The 16,862-nt window shown below is 73.5% G+C and carries 14 protein-coding genes; 10 read left to right on the top strand and 4 right to left on the bottom strand.

Annotated elements, in window-relative coordinates; translation table 11 throughout:
* The first annotated feature begins 176 nt into the window (after positions 1–176).
* Positions 177–1,166 (top strand): helix-turn-helix domain-containing protein, encoded by a 990-nt coding sequence (locus tag ABT263_RS07060; protein WP_352288442.1) that lies wholly within the window; start codon positions 177–179, stop codon positions 1,164–1,166.
* Between the two features lie 73 nt (positions 1,167–1,239).
* Here the strand turns inward: ABT263_RS07060 and ABT263_RS07065 are convergent, their stop codons facing one another.
* Positions 1,240–1,398 (bottom strand): hypothetical protein, encoded by a 159-nt coding sequence (locus tag ABT263_RS07065; RefSeq protein ID WP_352288445.1) that lies wholly within the window; start codon positions 1,396–1,398, stop codon positions 1,240–1,242.
* A 357-nt stretch (positions 1,399–1,755) separates the two neighbouring features.
* Here ABT263_RS07065 and ABT263_RS07070 point away from each other — a divergent pair, with 357 nt between their 5' ends.
* Positions 1,756–2,382: a hypothetical protein gene (locus ABT263_RS07070; RefSeq protein ID WP_329488718.1), complete on the top strand. Its 627-nt coding sequence runs from the start codon at positions 1,756–1,758 to the stop codon at positions 2,380–2,382.
* Between the two features lie 7 nt (positions 2,383–2,389).
* On the opposite strand, the gene ABT263_RS07075 is transcribed toward ABT263_RS07070, so the two are convergent.
* The 3 genes from ABT263_RS07075 to ABT263_RS07085 all read right to left on the bottom strand — a co-directional run bounded on the left by ABT263_RS07075 (position 2,390) and on the right by ABT263_RS07085 (position 6,187).
* The gene (locus ABT263_RS07075) at positions 2,390–3,421 is read right to left on the bottom strand and encodes a helix-turn-helix transcriptional regulator (RefSeq protein ID WP_352288446.1); all 1,032 of its coding nucleotides are present in this window, start codon (positions 3,419–3,421) and stop codon (positions 2,390–2,392) included.
* The gene (locus ABT263_RS07080; protein ID WP_352288449.1) at positions 3,414–4,403 is read right to left on the bottom strand and encodes a LuxR C-terminal-related transcriptional regulator; all 990 of its coding nucleotides are present in this window, start codon (positions 4,401–4,403) and stop codon (positions 3,414–3,416) included. Before ABT263_RS07080 ends, ABT263_RS07075 begins: the two co-directional genes overlap by 8 nt.
* Before the next feature lie 683 nt (positions 4,404–5,086).
* Complete coding sequence (locus tag ABT263_RS07085; RefSeq protein WP_352288451.1) at positions 5,087–6,187, bottom strand: TDT family transporter; 1,101 nt, start codon at positions 6,185–6,187, stop codon at positions 5,087–5,089.
* A 70-nt stretch (positions 6,188–6,257) separates the two neighbouring features.
* On the opposite strand from ABT263_RS07085, the gene ABT263_RS07090 reads away from it, so the two are divergent.
* The 8 genes from ABT263_RS07090 to pyrE all read left to right on the top strand — a co-directional run bounded on the left by ABT263_RS07090 (position 6,258) and on the right by pyrE (position 16,752).
* On the top strand, positions 6,258–7,250 hold the full coding sequence (locus tag ABT263_RS07090) for a LysR family transcriptional regulator (RefSeq protein WP_352288453.1): 993 nt from the start codon (positions 6,258–6,260) through the stop codon (positions 7,248–7,250).
* Positions 7,251–7,358: 108 nt separating this feature from the next.
* Positions 7,359–9,965 carry an ATP-dependent chaperone ClpB gene (gene clpB / locus ABT263_RS07095; RefSeq protein WP_352288455.1) on the top strand — a complete coding sequence of 869 codons (2,607 nt, stop codon included), beginning with the start codon at positions 7,359–7,361 and terminating at the stop codon, positions 9,963–9,965.
* Positions 9,966–10,192: 227 nt separating this feature from the next.
* Entirely contained in the window at positions 10,193–10,756 is a 564-nt protein-coding gene (locus tag ABT263_RS07100; protein WP_329488724.1) for a type III secretion system chaperone family protein, read from the top strand.
* A 129-nt stretch (positions 10,757–10,885) separates the two neighbouring features.
* Positions 10,886–12,046, top strand: a complete 1,161-nt coding sequence (locus ABT263_RS07105; protein WP_352288457.1) for a pyridoxal phosphate-dependent aminotransferase — start codon at positions 10,886–10,888, stop codon at positions 12,044–12,046.
* Positions 12,047–12,509: 463 nt separating this feature from the next.
* Positions 12,510–13,037: a DUF2617 family protein gene (locus ABT263_RS07110; RefSeq protein WP_329488726.1), complete on the top strand. Its 528-nt coding sequence runs from the start codon at positions 12,510–12,512 to the stop codon at positions 13,035–13,037.
* A gap of 142 nt (positions 13,038–13,179) precedes the next feature.
* Positions 13,180–14,814 carry a polyamine aminopropyltransferase gene (locus tag ABT263_RS07115; protein ID WP_502885767.1) on the top strand — a complete coding sequence of 545 codons (1,635 nt, stop codon included), beginning with the start codon at positions 13,180–13,182 and terminating at the stop codon, positions 14,812–14,814.
* Between the two features lie 174 nt (positions 14,815–14,988).
* Positions 14,989–16,185, top strand: a complete 1,197-nt coding sequence (locus ABT263_RS07120; protein WP_352288460.1) for an SRPBCC domain-containing protein — start codon at positions 14,989–14,991, stop codon at positions 16,183–16,185.
* Positions 16,186–16,215: 30 nt separating this feature from the next.
* Complete coding sequence (pyrE, locus tag ABT263_RS07125; protein WP_329488728.1) at positions 16,216–16,752, top strand: orotate phosphoribosyltransferase; 537 nt, start codon at positions 16,216–16,218, stop codon at positions 16,750–16,752.
* The last annotated feature ends 110 nt before the right edge of the window (positions 16,753–16,862 follow it).

Here is a 16,862-nt window from a genome sequence, read left to right on the forward strand (position 1 = left end):
GATCGGGGGGTGCCGGCGGCTCGGTCGTCTGTGAGAGAGTGCTGGACCGGAGCGTGCCCCTGGCAGGCAGTGCTGTCGGTGGCCGTCCTTACCAGCCGTGACCGCGACCTAGGATGCCTGGTACAACCGACTTTAGAACGTTGACTACTTGTCCGGTCGACGACAGGGAGCCGAAGATGAGTGGGCGAGAGCAGCCCGGTTCCGCAGGTGGCGGACCGCGAATACTGTCTGCCGACGCCCGCTCGCTCTATCTCAGGACCGTCCACGGCAACGGCCGGCTGACAATCGGCGCCGGCCCGGGCGAGACCGCCGCGCTCCGCGAGCTCATGGACCTCGGTCTGCTCATTCCGGACAGTGACGAACCCGGCTCGCTCATCGCGGTCGACCCGGCCCAGCTCTCCTTCAGCCTGAGCTCCGCCTGGCAGCGCCAGGCCCTCGACCTGCTGGCCCGCGCGGTCGCCCTGCCGGCCGATCTCAGCGAATTGGCCGACGCCTTTCACAGCCCCGACCAGTCGGGCGGCCCCATCGAATACGTCCAGGGCAAAGCGCTCATCAATCAGCGCCTCCAGCAATGCATGGCCACCGGGATGACCGAGGGCCTCGCCATGCAGCCGGGCGGCCCCCGCCCGCCCGAGCTGCTCGCCGCGGGAATGGAACGGGACCTCAAGAGCCTGCAGCAGGGCGCTTCGATGCGCACGATCTACAACGCGAGCACCCGATACCACCAGCCCACCCGCGAATACGTGTCCCGGCTGGCGAAGGAGGGTTATCAGTTTCGCACCCTGGACGAGCCCTATGCCCGCCTCATCATTGTCGACCGGCGGCTCGCGGTAATTCCGGTGGGCGATGACGACCTGGCCGCTTTCATCCACGATCCGGCGGTCATCAAATATCTCGTGGAAGAGGTATTCGAGCGGAACTGGGGCCGGGCGCTGGAGTTCGACGGCGACACCACCGTCCCGCAGCAGGTGGTCTCCCGGCTGCGCCAGACGATCATCGACCTGCTTCTTTCCGGTACGAACCATCGGGTCATCGCCCGCAGACTCGGCATCAGCGAGCGCACACTGGCGCGACATATCGCCGAGATGCGGGAGGACTACAACGTCGACTCCCTGTTCCAGCTGGGCTACGTCCTCGGCCGGGCCGCGCAGCACCGGCCGGAGTGAGGGCCCCGAACGGCGGCGGGCGCCCGCGCCTGGAGCCTTTCGGCACTCGAACGTCCGCTATGACAGGGAGCGGTCAGCCCCAGTTCATGTCATTGGCGACGAGGTAAACGGCGGCCTTGGCGCGGGAATCCCCGGCACCTGCGTCCACCTGCGGCTGCGTACCGTTTGACAGGACGCAGACACCGGCCAAAGCTCCGGCCGCGATGGCAATCGGAAGCACGACCTTGCGCACAAGCCTGGACATACGGGACACCAGCCCACTCCCTTTCCGAAAGTTGCTCTAGCCGAACTAATAGCACTGGAGTCCACATGATGCCGCACGCCGAGTTGTGGTGTCACCTCCCCGTTGTCCCCCGGCGGCGTCATCTCCCTGCCAGGCAGCCAGATGACAGGGCAGAAACCTGGACGCGAGCGTGACCACTGATAGACGATCAGTTCGCCCCCGATGGTCCAGCACCAGGTCAAAAACCTGTTGCTGTACGGTCAATTCTTCATCACCACAGGGCACTGGATCCACCTGAAGCAGCAACTACTCTCAACGCCTGCCGGCACCGTCCCCCAATCCGGTCGGCCTTCCCCCGGAGTCGACATGACCGAGCCCTACCTGCGTCACCACGACAGCCAGGCCCCCGAGGGCCGGCGTGCACGTGTGTTCCTGGCCGCGCCGCTGATGCGGTTGACCGGCCCCGCGGACAGCGTGGTGACCCTGGCCAGCCGGACGCGGCTGACGACACTTCGCACCACGCTCCTGCGCAGCGGTGCCGCCGTGTACAGCGCCCACCACAGTGACGCCTGGACGATCGCCGGCCGGGCCCCCGAGCCCCGGGTGCCGTCGGACTTCCGGGCCCTGCAGTCCGCCGACCTGGTCTTCGCCTACGTCGGTGCGCCGCTCTCCGCCGGTGTGAGCCTGGAGCTGGGCTGGGCGTCGGCGCTGCGCAAGCCGATCGTCCTGCTGGTGGACGAGGCGATCACGCACAACCCGCTGATCGCCACCATCGAGCAGGTCGCCCCGGTGCTGCCGCTGGTCTTCGACGACACCTGGTCGCAGGAGGCCCTCCACCACACCGTGGAGACCGCCCTCGACTGGGCCGGCATGGCGCTCTCGCTGCGCGAGGGTTTCTGGACCGCCCCCGGCGACCAGTTCAGCATCCCGCGCCAGCAGCCCCCGGTGGTCGGTCCGACCGGCTACTGGCCGACCGGCGCGGCGACCGGCTGACCCCGGCTCACCCATCGGACTCCCCCGGCCGGGCTCCCCGCATCTGCCAGCCGAGCTGGAAGAGCGTCTCCGCGTCGTAGAGCTCGCGCAGGCGCGAGATGTGACCGGCCACCGTCCGCTCGCTCAGCCCCAGCCGGCCGGCGATCGTCCGCTGCGTCAGCCCCTGCGACAGCAGCCGGCCGATCTGGTCGTGCACCGCCGGCTCGGTGGCGCCGGCGGCCAGCGCCGACCAGTTCACCCCCTCCGCCTGCCGCCACTGCTGCTCGAACACGTCCACCAGGAAGGCGACCGTCGCGGAGTCCTCCACCAGGGCCGCGCTGGTGTTGTCCGGCGCGGCCGGGATCAGCGCCACCCTGCGGTCGAAGATCAGCACCCGCCTGAACGGCGCGGCCAGGGTGCGGATCGGACTGCCGAGCCGGGCCGACGCCGCCGCGTACTCGACCGTCGGCGCGTCGAGGCGGGCGCTCGCCTCGTAGATCGTGCGCATGGTGCCGCCGCGGGCGAGGTAGCGGCGGGTGTGCTCCAGCGCGTCCCGCATGTGGGCGGCCGGCCGGGCTCCGCCGGGCTGGGCCGCCCAGGCCTCGCGGTGGTGCTCGTCGGCGAGCTGTGAGATCAGGTGGCGGATCTGCCCCATGCCGGTGATCCGCCGGGCGCCGCCGGTGCGGTCCTCCCGGCCGGGCGCGGCGTCGTAGGCCTTCGTCAGGTCGTCGATCAGCTCCGGGACGAGCGCCGCCCGGGCCAGCAGGCGCGCCCCCTCCTCGCGCAGCCCGGCCCCGATCCGCTCCCCGACGGCACGCGGGTTCACCACGCTGTACACGCCGTCCGCGTAGCGCGGTGTGAGCAGCCCGACGTCGGTCAGCTGCCGGACCGACCGGGCGTCCTGGGCGCTCACCTCGGCGATCGGCAGCCGGCCGCCCTCGCGCAGGATGGTCCGGTACAGCTCGCGGGCGTCGGCGTCCGGCAGCGGGGCGTCGGTCGTCGCGGCGTCGGTCGTCGCGGCGTCGGTCATCGCGGCATCGGTCATCGCGGCGTCAGTCATCGCGGCCGCCCCGCATCAGCCAACCGAGCTGGAACAGGGTCTGCGCGCCGTGGCGCTCGCGCAGCCGGGAGATGTGCGCGGCCACGGTGCGCTCGCTGAGGCCCAGCCGGGTGGCGACGGTGCGCTGGGTGAGGCCCTTGGCGAGCAGCCGGCCGACCCGGTCGGGGGCCTCCTGCGCGACGCCCCGGGCGAGGGTGCCGGCCCAGTCGGTGGGGTCGGCCCGGGCCCAGTCGCGTTCGAAGGCGCCGACCAGGAAGGCGATCGCGGCCGGGTCGGAGATGAAGGCGGCGGTGCTGTGGTCCTCGTTGGCGGAGATCACCGCGACCGAGCGGTCGAAGACGAACAGGCGCTGGAACGGCTCGTCCAGGATCCGGATCTGCGAGCCGTGCCGGGTGACCTCGTCCGCGTAGGCGAGCGCGGCCGGGTCGGAGACCGCGACCGGCTGGTAGACGGTGCGCAGCGAGCAGCCGCGCTGCAGCAGCCGGAGGTCCTGGAGGAGCGCGATCTTCAGGGCGTCGGCCGGGCGGTGGCCCGGCTGGGCGGTGAGGACCTCCGTCCGGCAGTCGGCGACCAGTTGGGAGATGCGCTGGCGGATGTGGACGTGGCCCTCGATGTAGACGGCGCCGCCGGAGCGCTCGGGCGGGCGGGGCATCGCGTCGTACGCCTGGGTGAGGGTGTCCAGCGCGCCGGGCAGGTTCTCGGCGCGGACCAGCAGCCGGGTGGCCTCGCTGCGCAGTTCGGCGCCGAGCCGGTCGCTGACCGAGCGCGGGCTGACGGCGGTGTAGCAGGCGTCCATCGGGTTGGGCATCAGCAGGCCGATGTCGACCAGGAGCCGCAGCGCGGCCCGGTCGGACTCGGGGACGTCGGCGGCGGGGACGCGGCCGCCGCCGGCGAGGACGGCCAGGTAGAGCTGCCGGGCCGCCTCGTCGGGCTCACCGCCCGGCGCGCTGGTGCCCGGGGCGGCCGTCGGATCCGCCGTCACCTCGAACACTCCCTGCCGGATGGGTCTCGGATCTGCCTGTGCCGCGCGTGCCCCCCGCACGGGTCGATCGTGGTCGCGGTACCGCGCGCCGCACGCGATCACGGTACTGCGGACCGGCGGACCCCCGGGGACCGGGTGCCGTCGCACACGGGTTTCCCGGGGGTCGCCGGTAGCACGCCAATCCCAGGGCGCTCCCGGCGAGGCGGAGCAGCAACGCCTCGCCGGTTCCGGTCCCGGGGACCATCACCACACATGGCGTCCCGGCCGGCGCTCTTCCCCCCGACATGCAGGTACGGACGTACCTCTCGCATCCAGTATCGAAGAGCAAGTCACCACCATCGGGCTGCGATCGCCCGGACGGCTTGGCGTGTCTCCACCATCACAGCGTGACGGCCGGTGAACAAGTGCCGCCCGACTGCATGTTTTCGCAATTGCAGGAACCTGCACCGTGAATCCGCGGCGGCCCCCGGGCGGCCTGGCGGGGTCGAGGAAGGAAGGCCAGGTCAGGGCGATGGCGGGGTGGGCGGCGACCGTCCGTTCAGTCGGCTGCGGAGCGGGGCGCTCCGAATCCGGACTGCCCCATCGGGCAGCCTTCGCCGATCCTTCACGACCCCTTCACAGAATCCCCCTCCGCCCTCCGGTCACCCATCGTGACCGCTCTTGCCGCTACCGTGACGGCTCTGCTAGCGGGCCAGCAGCCTGCCGCCGGCCAGCCCGGCCGCGGTGCCGCCGGCCGCCACGGCCCAGGCGGCGGCCAGCAGGACGAAGAGCCCGGCCGCGAGGCCGGTGAACCCGGCGAAACCGGTGTGCCGGGCGAGCGCGGAGGCGCCGGTGACGCAGGTGCCGACCGGGAAGGTGTAGGCCCACCAGGTCATCGTGAAGGGCATCCCGGCCCGGCGGGCCCGCAGGTTGGCCGCGGTGGCGATGACCAGCCAGAGCATCGCGACCCCGAGCACCGCGACCCCGTAGAGCTCGGCGAGGGCGAGCGCCACCGGTGCCAGCTGCGGCGCCACCGGGCGTGCGGCGTCGGCGAGTTGGTGGACGGCCGTGGTGGACTGGCCGAGCGGGCCGAGCACCAGGAAGAGCGACGGGGTGAGCACCAGGGCGGACAGCTTGCTGTGCACCAGCCCGGTGAGCACCACCGGCAGCAGCGCCAGGATGGCCAGCAGCCCGACCCCGAACAGCGCGCAGCAGCCGTACAGCAGGCTCTGCTGCGCGGTGCCGGCCGGCAGGTGCGGGACGAGCGCGGGGCCGGTCGCGGAGGCGACCAGCGGCGCGACCACCGGCAGCAGCCAGGTCGGGTTGGCCTCCAGCGGGGAGACGGCGTGCCGGGTGATCATCAGGTACGGGACGCCGGCCGCGACCGCCAGGGCATAGAGCGTGCCGATGCCCCAGAGCGCCGCGTCCAGCGCGACGGCCGGGCCGGTGCCGATCACCCGCGAGCCGAGCGTGAGGGTGCCCAGGCCGACCGAGAGCATGGCGATCGGCGGGCACCCGTAGAAGACCGCGGTGGCCGGGTTGTCCAGCAGGTGGGCGCGGGCCTCGGCGCGGTACCGGAGGAGGTGGACCACCCGCGCGGGGACGAGCACCAGCAGCGCGACCGCCCCGAGCGCCCACATCAGCTCGCCGAAGCCGATCAGCCCCGGCAGCCGGACGGGCAGCGCGGCCGCGCCGTTGCCGACGATCGCGGTGCCCATCACCACCGCGTACCAGTTGGGACCGAGCTGGGCGAGGTCGAAGCGGGCGGTGCGGGTGAGCGGTCGGACGCCGGTGAGGATGGCCATGGAACCACCGTGCCGTCCGCCTCCGGCCACCGGTAGCGCCCCCCGGCCTATGAGGGCATAGCCTGAGTCTATGGCTCTCTCCCCGCACGTCCCCGAGCTCGGCGCCCTGGAACTGCTCCTCACGGTGGCACGACTGGGCAGCGTCGGCCGGGCGGCGGCCGAGCTGGGCGTGAGCCAGCCGACGGCGAGCGCCCGGATCAAGGGCATGGAGCGGCAGATCGGCGTCCCCCTGCTGGAACGGTCCCCGCGCGGCTCCCGGCCGACCAAGGCCGGGCTGCTGGTGGTCGAGTGGGCCCGGCACGTGGTCGAGGCGGCGCACGCGCTGGACGCCGGGATCGACGCGCTGCGCGAGCGGCGGGACGCCCGGCTGGTGGTGGTGGCCAGCCTGACCGTCGCCGAGTACCTGATGCCGGGCTGGCTGCTGGCGCTGCACGACAGCAGCCCGGGCACGGCGGTGATCCTGCGGACGGCCAACTCCTCCGACGTCGCCGGGCACGTGCTGGCCGGCGAGGCCGACCTCGGCTTCGTCGAGGGCCCGTCCACCCCGCCGGGGCTGGCCGGCGCGGTGGTGGCCGCCGACCGGCTGGTGGTCGTGGTGGCGCCGGGCCACCCCTGGGCGCGCCGCCGCTCCCCGGTGACCGGCCCCGAGCTGGCCGCCACCCCGCTGGTGCTGCGCGAGCCCGGGTCGGGCACCCGGGAGGTCCTGGAGATGGCACTGGCGCCGTTCGGCGGCGCCGCCAAGCCGCGGCTGGAGCTGGCCTCGTCGACCGCGCTGAAGGCGGCGGCGATGACCGGCGCCGGACCGGTCTGCCTGAGCGAGCTGGCGGTGACGGAGGAGCTGGCGACCCGGCGGCTGGTGGCCGTGCCGCTGGCCGAGGGGCTGGACCTGCGGCGGCCGCTGCGCGCGGTCTGGCCGGCCGGCCACCGGCCGGGCGGGCCGGCCCGGGAGCTGCTGGTGCTGACCCGGCGGACCGGGCCGTCGGTCCGCAGCGGCTGGCAGCCGGCGCCGCGGCTCGACCGGTACACCGTCTCCGGGCACCCCAAGCGTTCATCCGAAGGTTGAGCGGAATAGACTCAACTTAGTGCATGCTGTACTCAGCAGGGCCGGTGGCCGGGGGCCGCCGCCGCCCGTACGAAGCAGTTCGCCATCAGCGAGGAGGACACCCCAGCAGTGGACGCCAGCAAGTTCACCACCAAGACGCAGGACGCCCTGTCCGCCGCGATCCGGCAGGCCGGCGCCGCGGGGAATCCGGACGTCAAGCCGGTGCACATCCTGATCGCCCTGCTGGAGCAGCCCGAGGGCATCGCCGGGCCGCTGCTCAAGGCGGTCGGCGCGGACGCGACCCGGATCGACACCGAGGCCCGCCGGCTGCTGGCCGGACTGCCCCGCGCGATGGGCTCCACCGTCGCCGCGCCCCAGCTCGCCCGCGACACGCTGGCCGTGCTCACCGAGGCCGGCAAGCGCGCCGAGGACCTGGACGACCAGTACGTCTCCACCGAGCACCTGATGGTCGGCCTGGCCGCCGAGGGCGGCGCGGTCGCCGACCTGCTCGCCCAGCGGGGCGCCACCGCGAAGGCCCTGCTCGCCGCGTTCAAGGACGTCCGCGGCAGCGGCCGGGTCACCTCCCCCGACCCGGAGGGCACCTACAAGGCCCTGGAGAAGTACGGCACCGACCTCACCCAGGCCGCCCGGGACGGCAAGCTCGACCCGGTCATCGGGCGCGACCAGGAGATCCGCCGGGTCGTCCAGGTGCTCTCCCGGCGCACCAAGAACAACCCGGTGCTGATCGGCGAGCCCGGTGTCGGCAAGACCGCGGTGGTCGAGGGCCTGGCCCAGCGGATCGTGGCCGGTGACGTGCCGGAGTCGCTGCGCGGCAAGCGGCTGGTCGCGCTGGACCTCGGCGCGATGGTCGCCGGCGCCAAGTACCGCGGCGAGTTCGAGGAGCGGCTGAAGGCCGTCCTGAACGACATCAAGCAGAGCGACGGCCAGGTCGTCACCTTCATCGACGAGCTGCACACCATGGTCGGCGCGGGCGCCGGCGGGGACTCCGCGATGGACGCGGGCAACATGCTCAAGCCGATGCTGGCCCGCGGCGAGCTGCGGATGGTCGGCGCCACCACGCTGGACGAGTACCGCGAGCGGATCGAGAAGGACCCGGCCCTGGAGCGCCGGTTCCAGCAGGTGCTGGTCGGCGAGCCCAGCGTGGAGGACTCGATCGCCATCCTGCGCGGCCTCAAGGGCCGGTACGAGGCGCACCACAAGGTGCAGATCTCGGACGCCGCCCTGGTCGCCGCCGCCACCCTGTCCAACCGCTACATCACCTCGCGCTTCCTGCCCGACAAGGCGATCGACCTGGTCGACGAGGCGGCCTCCCGGCTCCGGATGGAGATCGACTCCTCCCCCGTCGAGATCGACGAGCTCCAGCGCGCCGTCGACCGGCTGCGGATGGAGGAGCTGGCCCTGGAGAAGGAGTCCGACCCGGCCTCGGTCGACCGGCTGACCCGGCTCCGGCGCGATCTCGCCGACAAGAACGAGCAGTTGAGCGTGCTCACCGCCCGGTGGGAGCAGGAGAAGAAGAGCCTCAACCGGGTCGGCGAGCTGAAGGAACGGCTCGACGACCTGCACGGCGCCCTCGACCGGGCCCAGCGCGACGGCGACTTCGAGCGCGCCTCCAAGCTGATGTACGCCGAGATCCCGGCCGCCGAGCAGGAGTTGACCGAGGCGCAGGAGGGCGCCGAGGAGCGGGACGCCACCTCCTCCATGGTCAAGGAGGAGGTCGGCCCGGACGACATCGCCGATGTGGTCGCCTCCTGGACGGGCATCCCGGCCGGCCGGCTGCTGGAGGGCGAGAGCTCCAAACTCCTGCGCATGGAGGACGAGTTGAGCCGACGCCTGATCGGCCAGGCGGAGGCCGTCCAGGCCGTCTCGGACGCGGTGCGGCGCACCCGCTCCGGCATCGCCGACCCGGACCGGCCGACCGGCTCCTTCCTGTTCCTCGGCCCCACCGGCGTCGGCAAGACCGAACTCGCCAAGGCCCTGGCCGACTTCCTCTTCGACGACGAGCGGGCGATGGTCCGGATCGACATGAGCGAGTACGGCGAGAAGCACTCCGTCTCCCGCCTGGTCGGCGCCCCGCCCGGGTACGTCGGCTACGAGGAGGGCGGCCAGCTCACCGAGGCGGTCCGCCGCCGCCCCTACAGCGTGGTGCTGCTGGACGAGGTGGAGAAGGCCCACCCCGAGGTCTTCGACGTCCTGCTCCAGGTGCTGGACGACGGCCGGCTCACCGACGGCCAGGGCCGCACGGTCGACTTCCGCAACGCGATCCTGATCCTCACCTCCAACCTGGGCAGCCAGTTCCTCGTGGACCCGGCCACCCCGGAGGAGATGAAGAAGCGGCTGGTGCTGGACTCGGTGCGGGCCGCGTTCAAGCCCGAGTTCCTCAACCGCCTCGACGACATCGTGGTCTTCGAGCCGCTGGGCACCGCCGAGCTGAGCCGGATCGTCGACCTCCAGGTCGCCCGGCTGGCCACCCGGCTGGGCGAGCGCCGGCTCACCCTCCACGTCGACGAGGCCGCCCGGGACTGGCTGGCGCTCACCGGCTACGACCCCGCGTACGGTGCCCGGCCGCTGCGCCGCCTGGTGCAGTCCGCGATCGGCGACCAGCTCGCCCGGGCCATCCTCTCGGGCCAGGTGCACGACGGCGACACCGTCCTGGTCGAACGGGCCGAGGAGGGCGACCACCTCACCGTCCGGGCCCGCGGCCCGCTGGAGAAGTAGCGCCGCGCAGCCCCCGGACCGGGCCGCCCCCGCTCCCCGAGGGGGCGGCCCGGCGCCGCGCTCACCCTCGGTGGCCACGGCCCCGATCGGGGGCCCCGGCAAGATCCACAGGTGCCCGCCCGCCGCCCGGGCGCCCCTGTGAGGCAGGCCCAGGATGAGGCAGGATGGGAGATGGAAGGGCGGCCTCTCATTGCCGGCCACCACGTGCACTGAGGAAGAGGACCCCCATGAGCATCGACCCGTCGTCCATCCCGTCGTTCGGCGTGCCGCAGGGCGGCCAGCCCGGCGGCCAGGGAGGTCGGCCGGCCGGCCCGCCGCCGATCGTCGTCCCGGACCAGGCCCTGGTGACCCAGCTGCTGGACCAGATGCAGCTCAAGCACGTCGTGGACGAGGAGGGCGACCTCACCGCCCCCTGGGAGGGCTTCCGCGTCTACTACATGTTCCGCGGCGAGCAGAAGGAGCTCTTCGCGGTCCGCGCGTTCTACGACCGCGCCTACCCGCTGGAGGACAAGGCCGAGATCCTCGACCTCATCGACGAGTGGAACCGCGAGACCCTCTGGCCCAAGGTCTACACCCACACGCACGAGGACGGCGTGGTCCGCCTGATCGGCGAGGCCCAGATGATCGTCGGCACCGGCGTGAACCTGGACTACTTCGTCACCACCACCGCCAACTGGACCCAGGCCGCCGTCGGCTTCGAGCAGTGGATCGTCGAGCGCCTCGGCCTGCAGAAGGAGATCGAGGGCGAGGAGGGCGAGGGCGAGGCCCCCGAGGGCACCAACGAGGCCTGATCCTGATCCTCCCGCCACCGCTCCGCTCCACGGCACGGCCCGCCCCGGCACCCCCGGCGGCGGGCCGTTCTTGTCCCCGGCCACCCGCTGCCCCAGGATGGGGCCGACGACGAGGCGTGAGGAGCCGCAATGGGTACGAGGCCGCTGCTGAACCGACGGCTGGCCGGGATGGGCACGACGATCTTCGCCGAGATGTCCGCCCTCGCCACCGCCACCGGCTCCATCAACCTCGGCCAGGGGTTCCCGGACACCGACGGACCGGCCGAGATCGCCCGGGCCGCCGCCGACGCCGTCCTCGCGGGCCGGGGCAACCAGTACCCGCCCGGCCCCGGCATCCCCGAGCTGCGGAGCGCGATCGCCGAGCACCAGCAGCGCTTCCGCGGCCTCGCCTACGACCCGGACACCGAGGTGCTCGTCACCGCCGGGGCCACCGAGGCGATCGCCGCCGCCCTGCTGGCGCTGCTGGAGCCGGGCGACGAGGTGATCGCCCTCGAACCCTTCTACGACTCCTACGCCGCCTGCATCGCCATGGCCGGCGCCGTCCGCGTCCCGCTCACCCTGCGGGCCCCGGACTTCCGCCCCGACCTGGAGCGACTGCGCGCGCTGGTCACCCCGCGCACCCGGCTGCTGCTGCTCAACTCCCCGCACAACCCCACCGGCCTGGTACTCTCCGCCGACGAACTGGCCGCGATCGCCGCGATCGCCGTCGAGCACGACCTGCTGGTGGTCACCGACGAGGTCTACGAGCACCTGGTGTTCAGCGGCGCCCACCACCCGATCGCCGCGCTCCCGGGCATGCGCGAGCGCACCGTCTCGATCTCCTCGGCCGGCAAGACCTTCTCCTTCACCGGCTGGAAGGTCGGCTGGGTCACCGGCTCGGCACCCCTGGTCGCCGCCGTCCGCACCGCGAAGCAGTACCTGACCTACGTCAGTGCCGGTCCCTTCCAGTACGCCGTCGCCGACGCCCTGCGGCTGCCCGACGACTACTTCGACGGGTTCCGCGCCGATCTGCTACGCAAGCGGGACCTGCTCGCCGACGGGCTGAGCGCGGCCGGGTTCCGGGTTTTCCGACCGGAGGGCACCTACTTCATCACCACCGACATCACCCCGCTGGGCGAGAAGGACGGCATCGAGTTCTGCCGTGCCCTGCCCGAGCGCTGCGGCGTCGTCGCGATCCCCAATGTCGTCTTCTACGACGACACCGAGGCCGGCCGCTCGCTGGTCCGCTTCACCTTCTGCAAGCAGGACGAGGTCCTGGAGGAGGCGGTCAGCCGACTCGGTCGGCTCTGACCATCGGACGGTACGCGTCGCACGTCCTGACGAATAGTCAATTGATCAGCCGGGGGCGACGATTGTCCCCGGTCGAGGTTCGCCGGGCCCGCCCCGGTCCTTCGTGTGCCCCGTGCGCCGGGCGCAGTGGGGACCGGGGCGTGCGCGCGTCGTGAGTGGCGTGCGCGCAGCGCGCACGGCGCGCGAACCGGGGCAAGGGGCGCGCGCTGTGCAAAGTCGCACACCGGCTCGATCAGAGCGGGGAAGCCGGGGTGCTCGAAACGGTGAATGCTTGACAAAGTTGGGTAAATCACCGACGGACCCGGCGTATTCATGCTTCTCTGCTGCTGAATCTCCAGCCGGAATCCTTCCTTCCACGGTCGGCCGCGCCCTGGACCGCACAGCCACGAACAGCCTCGCCTTTGCCCAGGCCTACTCGCTGCTGCACGGCGGGCGCGCACGGAGCTGAAACGCGGAGCCGAGCATGCTCACCACACTGCAGACCTCCTACACGGACACCCGCGCCGGTGACCTGGCCTGGTGCCTGGGCGGCGACCCGCTGCCCGCTCTCGCAGTCCGCGACCTGAGACTCGCCAACGCCGGGCGCCCCGGGCCGCCCGGCACCCTCCAGCTGCGGCTGCTGGGCGCCTCGCACCAGGTGGTGATCGCCGCCGGGCCCGGCAGATGCCTGGAGACCGTCGCCTGCCTGCCCGGCCGCCGGACCCCACTGCCGGCCCGGGTGGCCAAACAGGTGGACGGCTGGGAGTACGAGTTCGCGGCCCGGATCGAGGCGCTACCGCCGCACGACTTCGCCGCTCGCGCCCAGGAGTTGCTGGCCCTGGTCGAGGGCCACCCCCGCGGCCTGGCCGGTGTCTTCCCGGGCGACCCGAGCGCCTTCACCGCGCTGGTCACCCAGGGCGCCGCGGACCGGCTGCTCTGGCGCACCTGGCACGCCTATCCGCAGGAGGGCCAGCTGGTCTGTACGCGGTCCTCCCTGGTGGCGACCCGGTGAGCACGGCCGCCGATCCCGATGGGGTCATAGGTCCGCACATCGGCCTTCATTCGTACGCAGGAACGATTCGTCAACCTGCCGTATCGCACTGTCCGTCGAATGGACGCAGCCATCCGTACCGAACGTCGCCTAGCGTTTGTTCGTGATCAACCATCCGGCCGGTCCACCCGCACAGCCGGGACTCGACCTCGACAACGGCAGCCCACCCCGGCCCGGGCGGAGCCTGACCCCTCTGCCCGCCCGCCGCAGGGCCCGGCTGCGCGCCCACCCCGCGCTCTCCCGGCTCACCGTCCTGCTGGCGGCGTTCGTCTGCGCCGCCTGCGGACTCGTCTACGAGCTCGAACTCGTCGCGCTCGGCAGCTACCTGCTCGGGGACTCGGTCACCCAAACCTCCGTCGTGCTCTCCGTCATGGTGTTCGCGATGGGGCTGGGCTCGCTGCTCGCCAAACGGTTCACCCGCCGCCCGGCCACCGCCTTCGCGCTGGTCGAGTGCGCGCTCGCGCTCACCGGCGGGCTCTCCGTCCTCGCCCTGTACTCCTGCTGGGCCTGGATCGGCCGGTACCAGGCCGCGATGATCGCCCTGACCTGTCTGATCGGGGTCCTGATCGGCGCCGAGATCCCGCTGCTGATGACGCTCGTCCAGCGGATCCGCCGGGAGGACGCCGGGCGGGCCGCGGCCGACCTCTTCGCCGCCGACTACGTGGGCGCGCTGATCGGCGGCCTCGCCTTCCCGTTCCTGATCCTGCCGCTCTTCGGCCCCGGCACCGGCGCCCTGGTCACCGGCGCCGTCAACGCCGTCGCCGGGGCCGCGGTGGTGCTCTGGCTGTTCCGCGAGGAACCCCCGCCCCGCACCCGGCTGCTGCTGTGGGGCGGCTGCGCCCTCGTCCTCGCCCTGCTCGCCGCGGCCGCCGTCTGGTCCGGCGCGATCGAACGCGCCGCCCGGCAGGCCCTGTACGGCGGGCAGGTCCGGTACGCCGCCCACACCCGGTACCAGGAGATCGTGCTCACCGGCCCCGCCGAGGGCCCGCTGCGGCTGTACCTGGACGGGCGGCTCGCGGTCTGCGGTCCGGACGAGTACCGGGGCAGCGAGGCCCTGGTCCACCCCGCGATGGCGGCCGGGCCGGACGCCCGGGTGCTGCTGCTCGGCGGCGGTGACGGCCTCGCCGCGCGGGAGGTGCTGCGGCACGGCGGCGTCCGCTCGGTGCTGGTGGTCGACGCCGACCCGGCCCTCGCCCGGCTGGCCCGGACCGACCCGGGCCTGGCCGCGCTCTCCGGCCACTCCCTGGACGACCCCCGGGTGCGGACCGCCACCGCGGACCCGGTGGAGTGGCTGCGCGGCGTGCACCCGGGCGAGGCGTCCTTCGACGTGGTGCTCGCCGATCTGCCCGGACCCGCCGACAGCGGGACGGTGAAGTTCCACTCGCAGGAGTTCTACGGCCTCGCCACCCGGCTGCTCGCGCCCGGCGGGCGGCTCGCCGTCCGGGCGGACGACGAGCCGAACGGCCTCTGGCAGGTCGAGTCCGGCCTGCGGGCCGCCGGGCTGCGGACCGTCCCGTACGCCGTCCGGGGCGGCCCCGCCGCGAGCTGCCGGCCCGGCTCGCCGGACAGCCAGGCCTTCCTGCTGGCCGCCGCCGCCCAGCCCCCGCTCACCCTCGCCCCGGACGCCCCGCCGCCGCGCGCGTTCACCGCGGACGCCCTGCGGGCCGCCGCCGCCCACCTGACCGCCCTCCGCCCGGCCCGCCCGCCGGCCGCGCTGACCCTGCTGGGGCCGCGCTGACGGACCGCCCGGGGTGAAGCGGGCGGAACCGGGCGGGGCGGAGCGGACGGAACCGGGCGGAGGGCGGCCGCGAGCGGTCGGCGGAGGGCCGGGTGCGGCCGGTCGGGGACCTCCCGACGGCAGGTAGGGGCCACTGCGGGGACCACCGCGGGTTCGGTCGGTAGGCTCCGTGACATGGAGCATGAGGTTGTCGTCCCGATGCCGGCCGAGCTGGTCCGGCAGGCCCTGCAGGATCCGGCTCTGCTGGCCCGTTGCGTCCCCGGACTGAGCACCGAGCCGGCCGCCGTCGGCAGCGGGTCCGCCGAAGAGATCGGCGGGCGGCTGAAGCTGCGGATCGGCACCTCCACCATCACCTACAAGGGCGTGCTGTCACTGATCGAGGGCCGCGAGGGCGTCCTCACCGTGTTCGCCGAGGGCGAGGAGGTGCGCGGCAGCGGCGAGGCCACCGCCACCCTCCGGGTCGCCACCGCCGACGGCACCGCGGCCGGGACCACGCTGGTCCGCTTCGTCGGCGACCTGAGCGCCACCGGCCGGCTCACCGAGTTCGACGGCGAGACCCTCGCCGGCGCCGGCCGCCGCCTGCTCGACCGCTTCGCCGCCGCCCTCGCCTCCCCCGACGCGGAGGCGGCGGCGGAGGCGGCGGACGCCGAGGTCGAGGCGCGACCCGCCGACGTGGAAGCGGACGTCGAGGTGGAGGGGGAAGCCGAGGTGGAAGCCGCCGTGGAGGCGGCGGACGCCGACGTCGAGACGAGCGTCGAGGCGGAAGCAGAGGACGCCGACGTCGAGGCAGAGGCCCCCGAGGCCGAGGGCGAGGCGGACACCGACGTCGAGGACGAGGACGAGGCGGAGGACGACGAGGAGCCCACCGCCACCGTGCTCTTCCTGGACGACCACCAGGACAACCCCGGCGACGACCTCGACGACGACCTCTCCGACCTCATCGCCTTCTCCGACGCCGACGCCGAGCGCTTCGGCCTCCCGATCGGCGGCGACCGCGAGGAGGAGGACCGTGAGGAGGCCGCCGACGTCGACGGCCCCGCCGCCGAGGCCGGGGACGGCGCCGGCACCGAGCTCCCCGCCGACCTGCCCTTCGGCTACGAGCAGGAGCCGGTGCTCGGCGGCCCGGTCCGCCGCAGCATCGTCGGCCGCTCCGCCGAGGAGGTCGACCACGCCCCGCCGCGCGGCCCGTACGCCCCCGCCCTGCCGGCCCGCAGCGCGCGGGCCCGGGCGGCGTCCCGCTGGGGCGGCGAGGCCGGCGGCATCGTGGTGCCGGGACCGGGCGGCCGCAGCGCGGTGCCGTGGATGATCGGCGGCGGCGTGGCCCTGATCGGCGGCGCCGTGGTCCTGGCCAGGGCCCTGCGCCGACGTTAGAAGGCCGGACACCCCCTAGACTGAACGCTCATGAGCAACGACCGCGACGCCCTGCTGGCACAGATCAAGGACAAGGCCGTCGTGCACGGCAAGGTCACCCTTTCCTCCGGCAAGGAGGCCGACTACTACGTCGACCTGCGCCGGATCACGCTGGACGCCCAGGCCGCCCCGCTGGTGGGCCGGGTGATGCTGGACGCGACCGAGCACCTGGAGTACGACGCCGTCGGCGGCCTGACGCTCGGCGCCGACCCGGTGGCCGCCGCGATGCTGCACGCCGCCGCCGCGCGCGGCCGCGAGCTGGACGCGTTCGTGGTCCGCAAGGCGGGCAAGGCGCACGGTCTGCAGCGCCGGATCGAGGGCCCCGAGGTCAAGGGCCGCCGGGTGCTGGCCGTCGAGGACACCTCCACCACCGGCGGGTCGGTGCTGACCGCCGTCGAGGCACTGCGCGAGGCGGGTGCCGAGGTGGTCGGCGTCGCGGTGATCGTGGAGCGGGGCGGTGCCGCCGCGGTCGAGGCCACCGGCCTGCCGTACGTGACCGCGTACGACCTGGCCGACCTGGGCCTCTGACCCGCGCTCGCCGGTAGCCCGGCGGCACAGCGGCACAGCGGCACAGCGGCACAGCGGCACAGCGGAAACGGCCGGGGCCGGGTCCTGTTTCACGTGAAACAGGACCCGGC

The sequence above is a fragment of the Kitasatospora sp. NPDC001603 genome (assembly GCF_040298365.1).
Taxonomy (GTDB): Bacteria; Actinomycetota; Actinomycetes; order Streptomycetales; family Streptomycetaceae; genus Kitasatospora.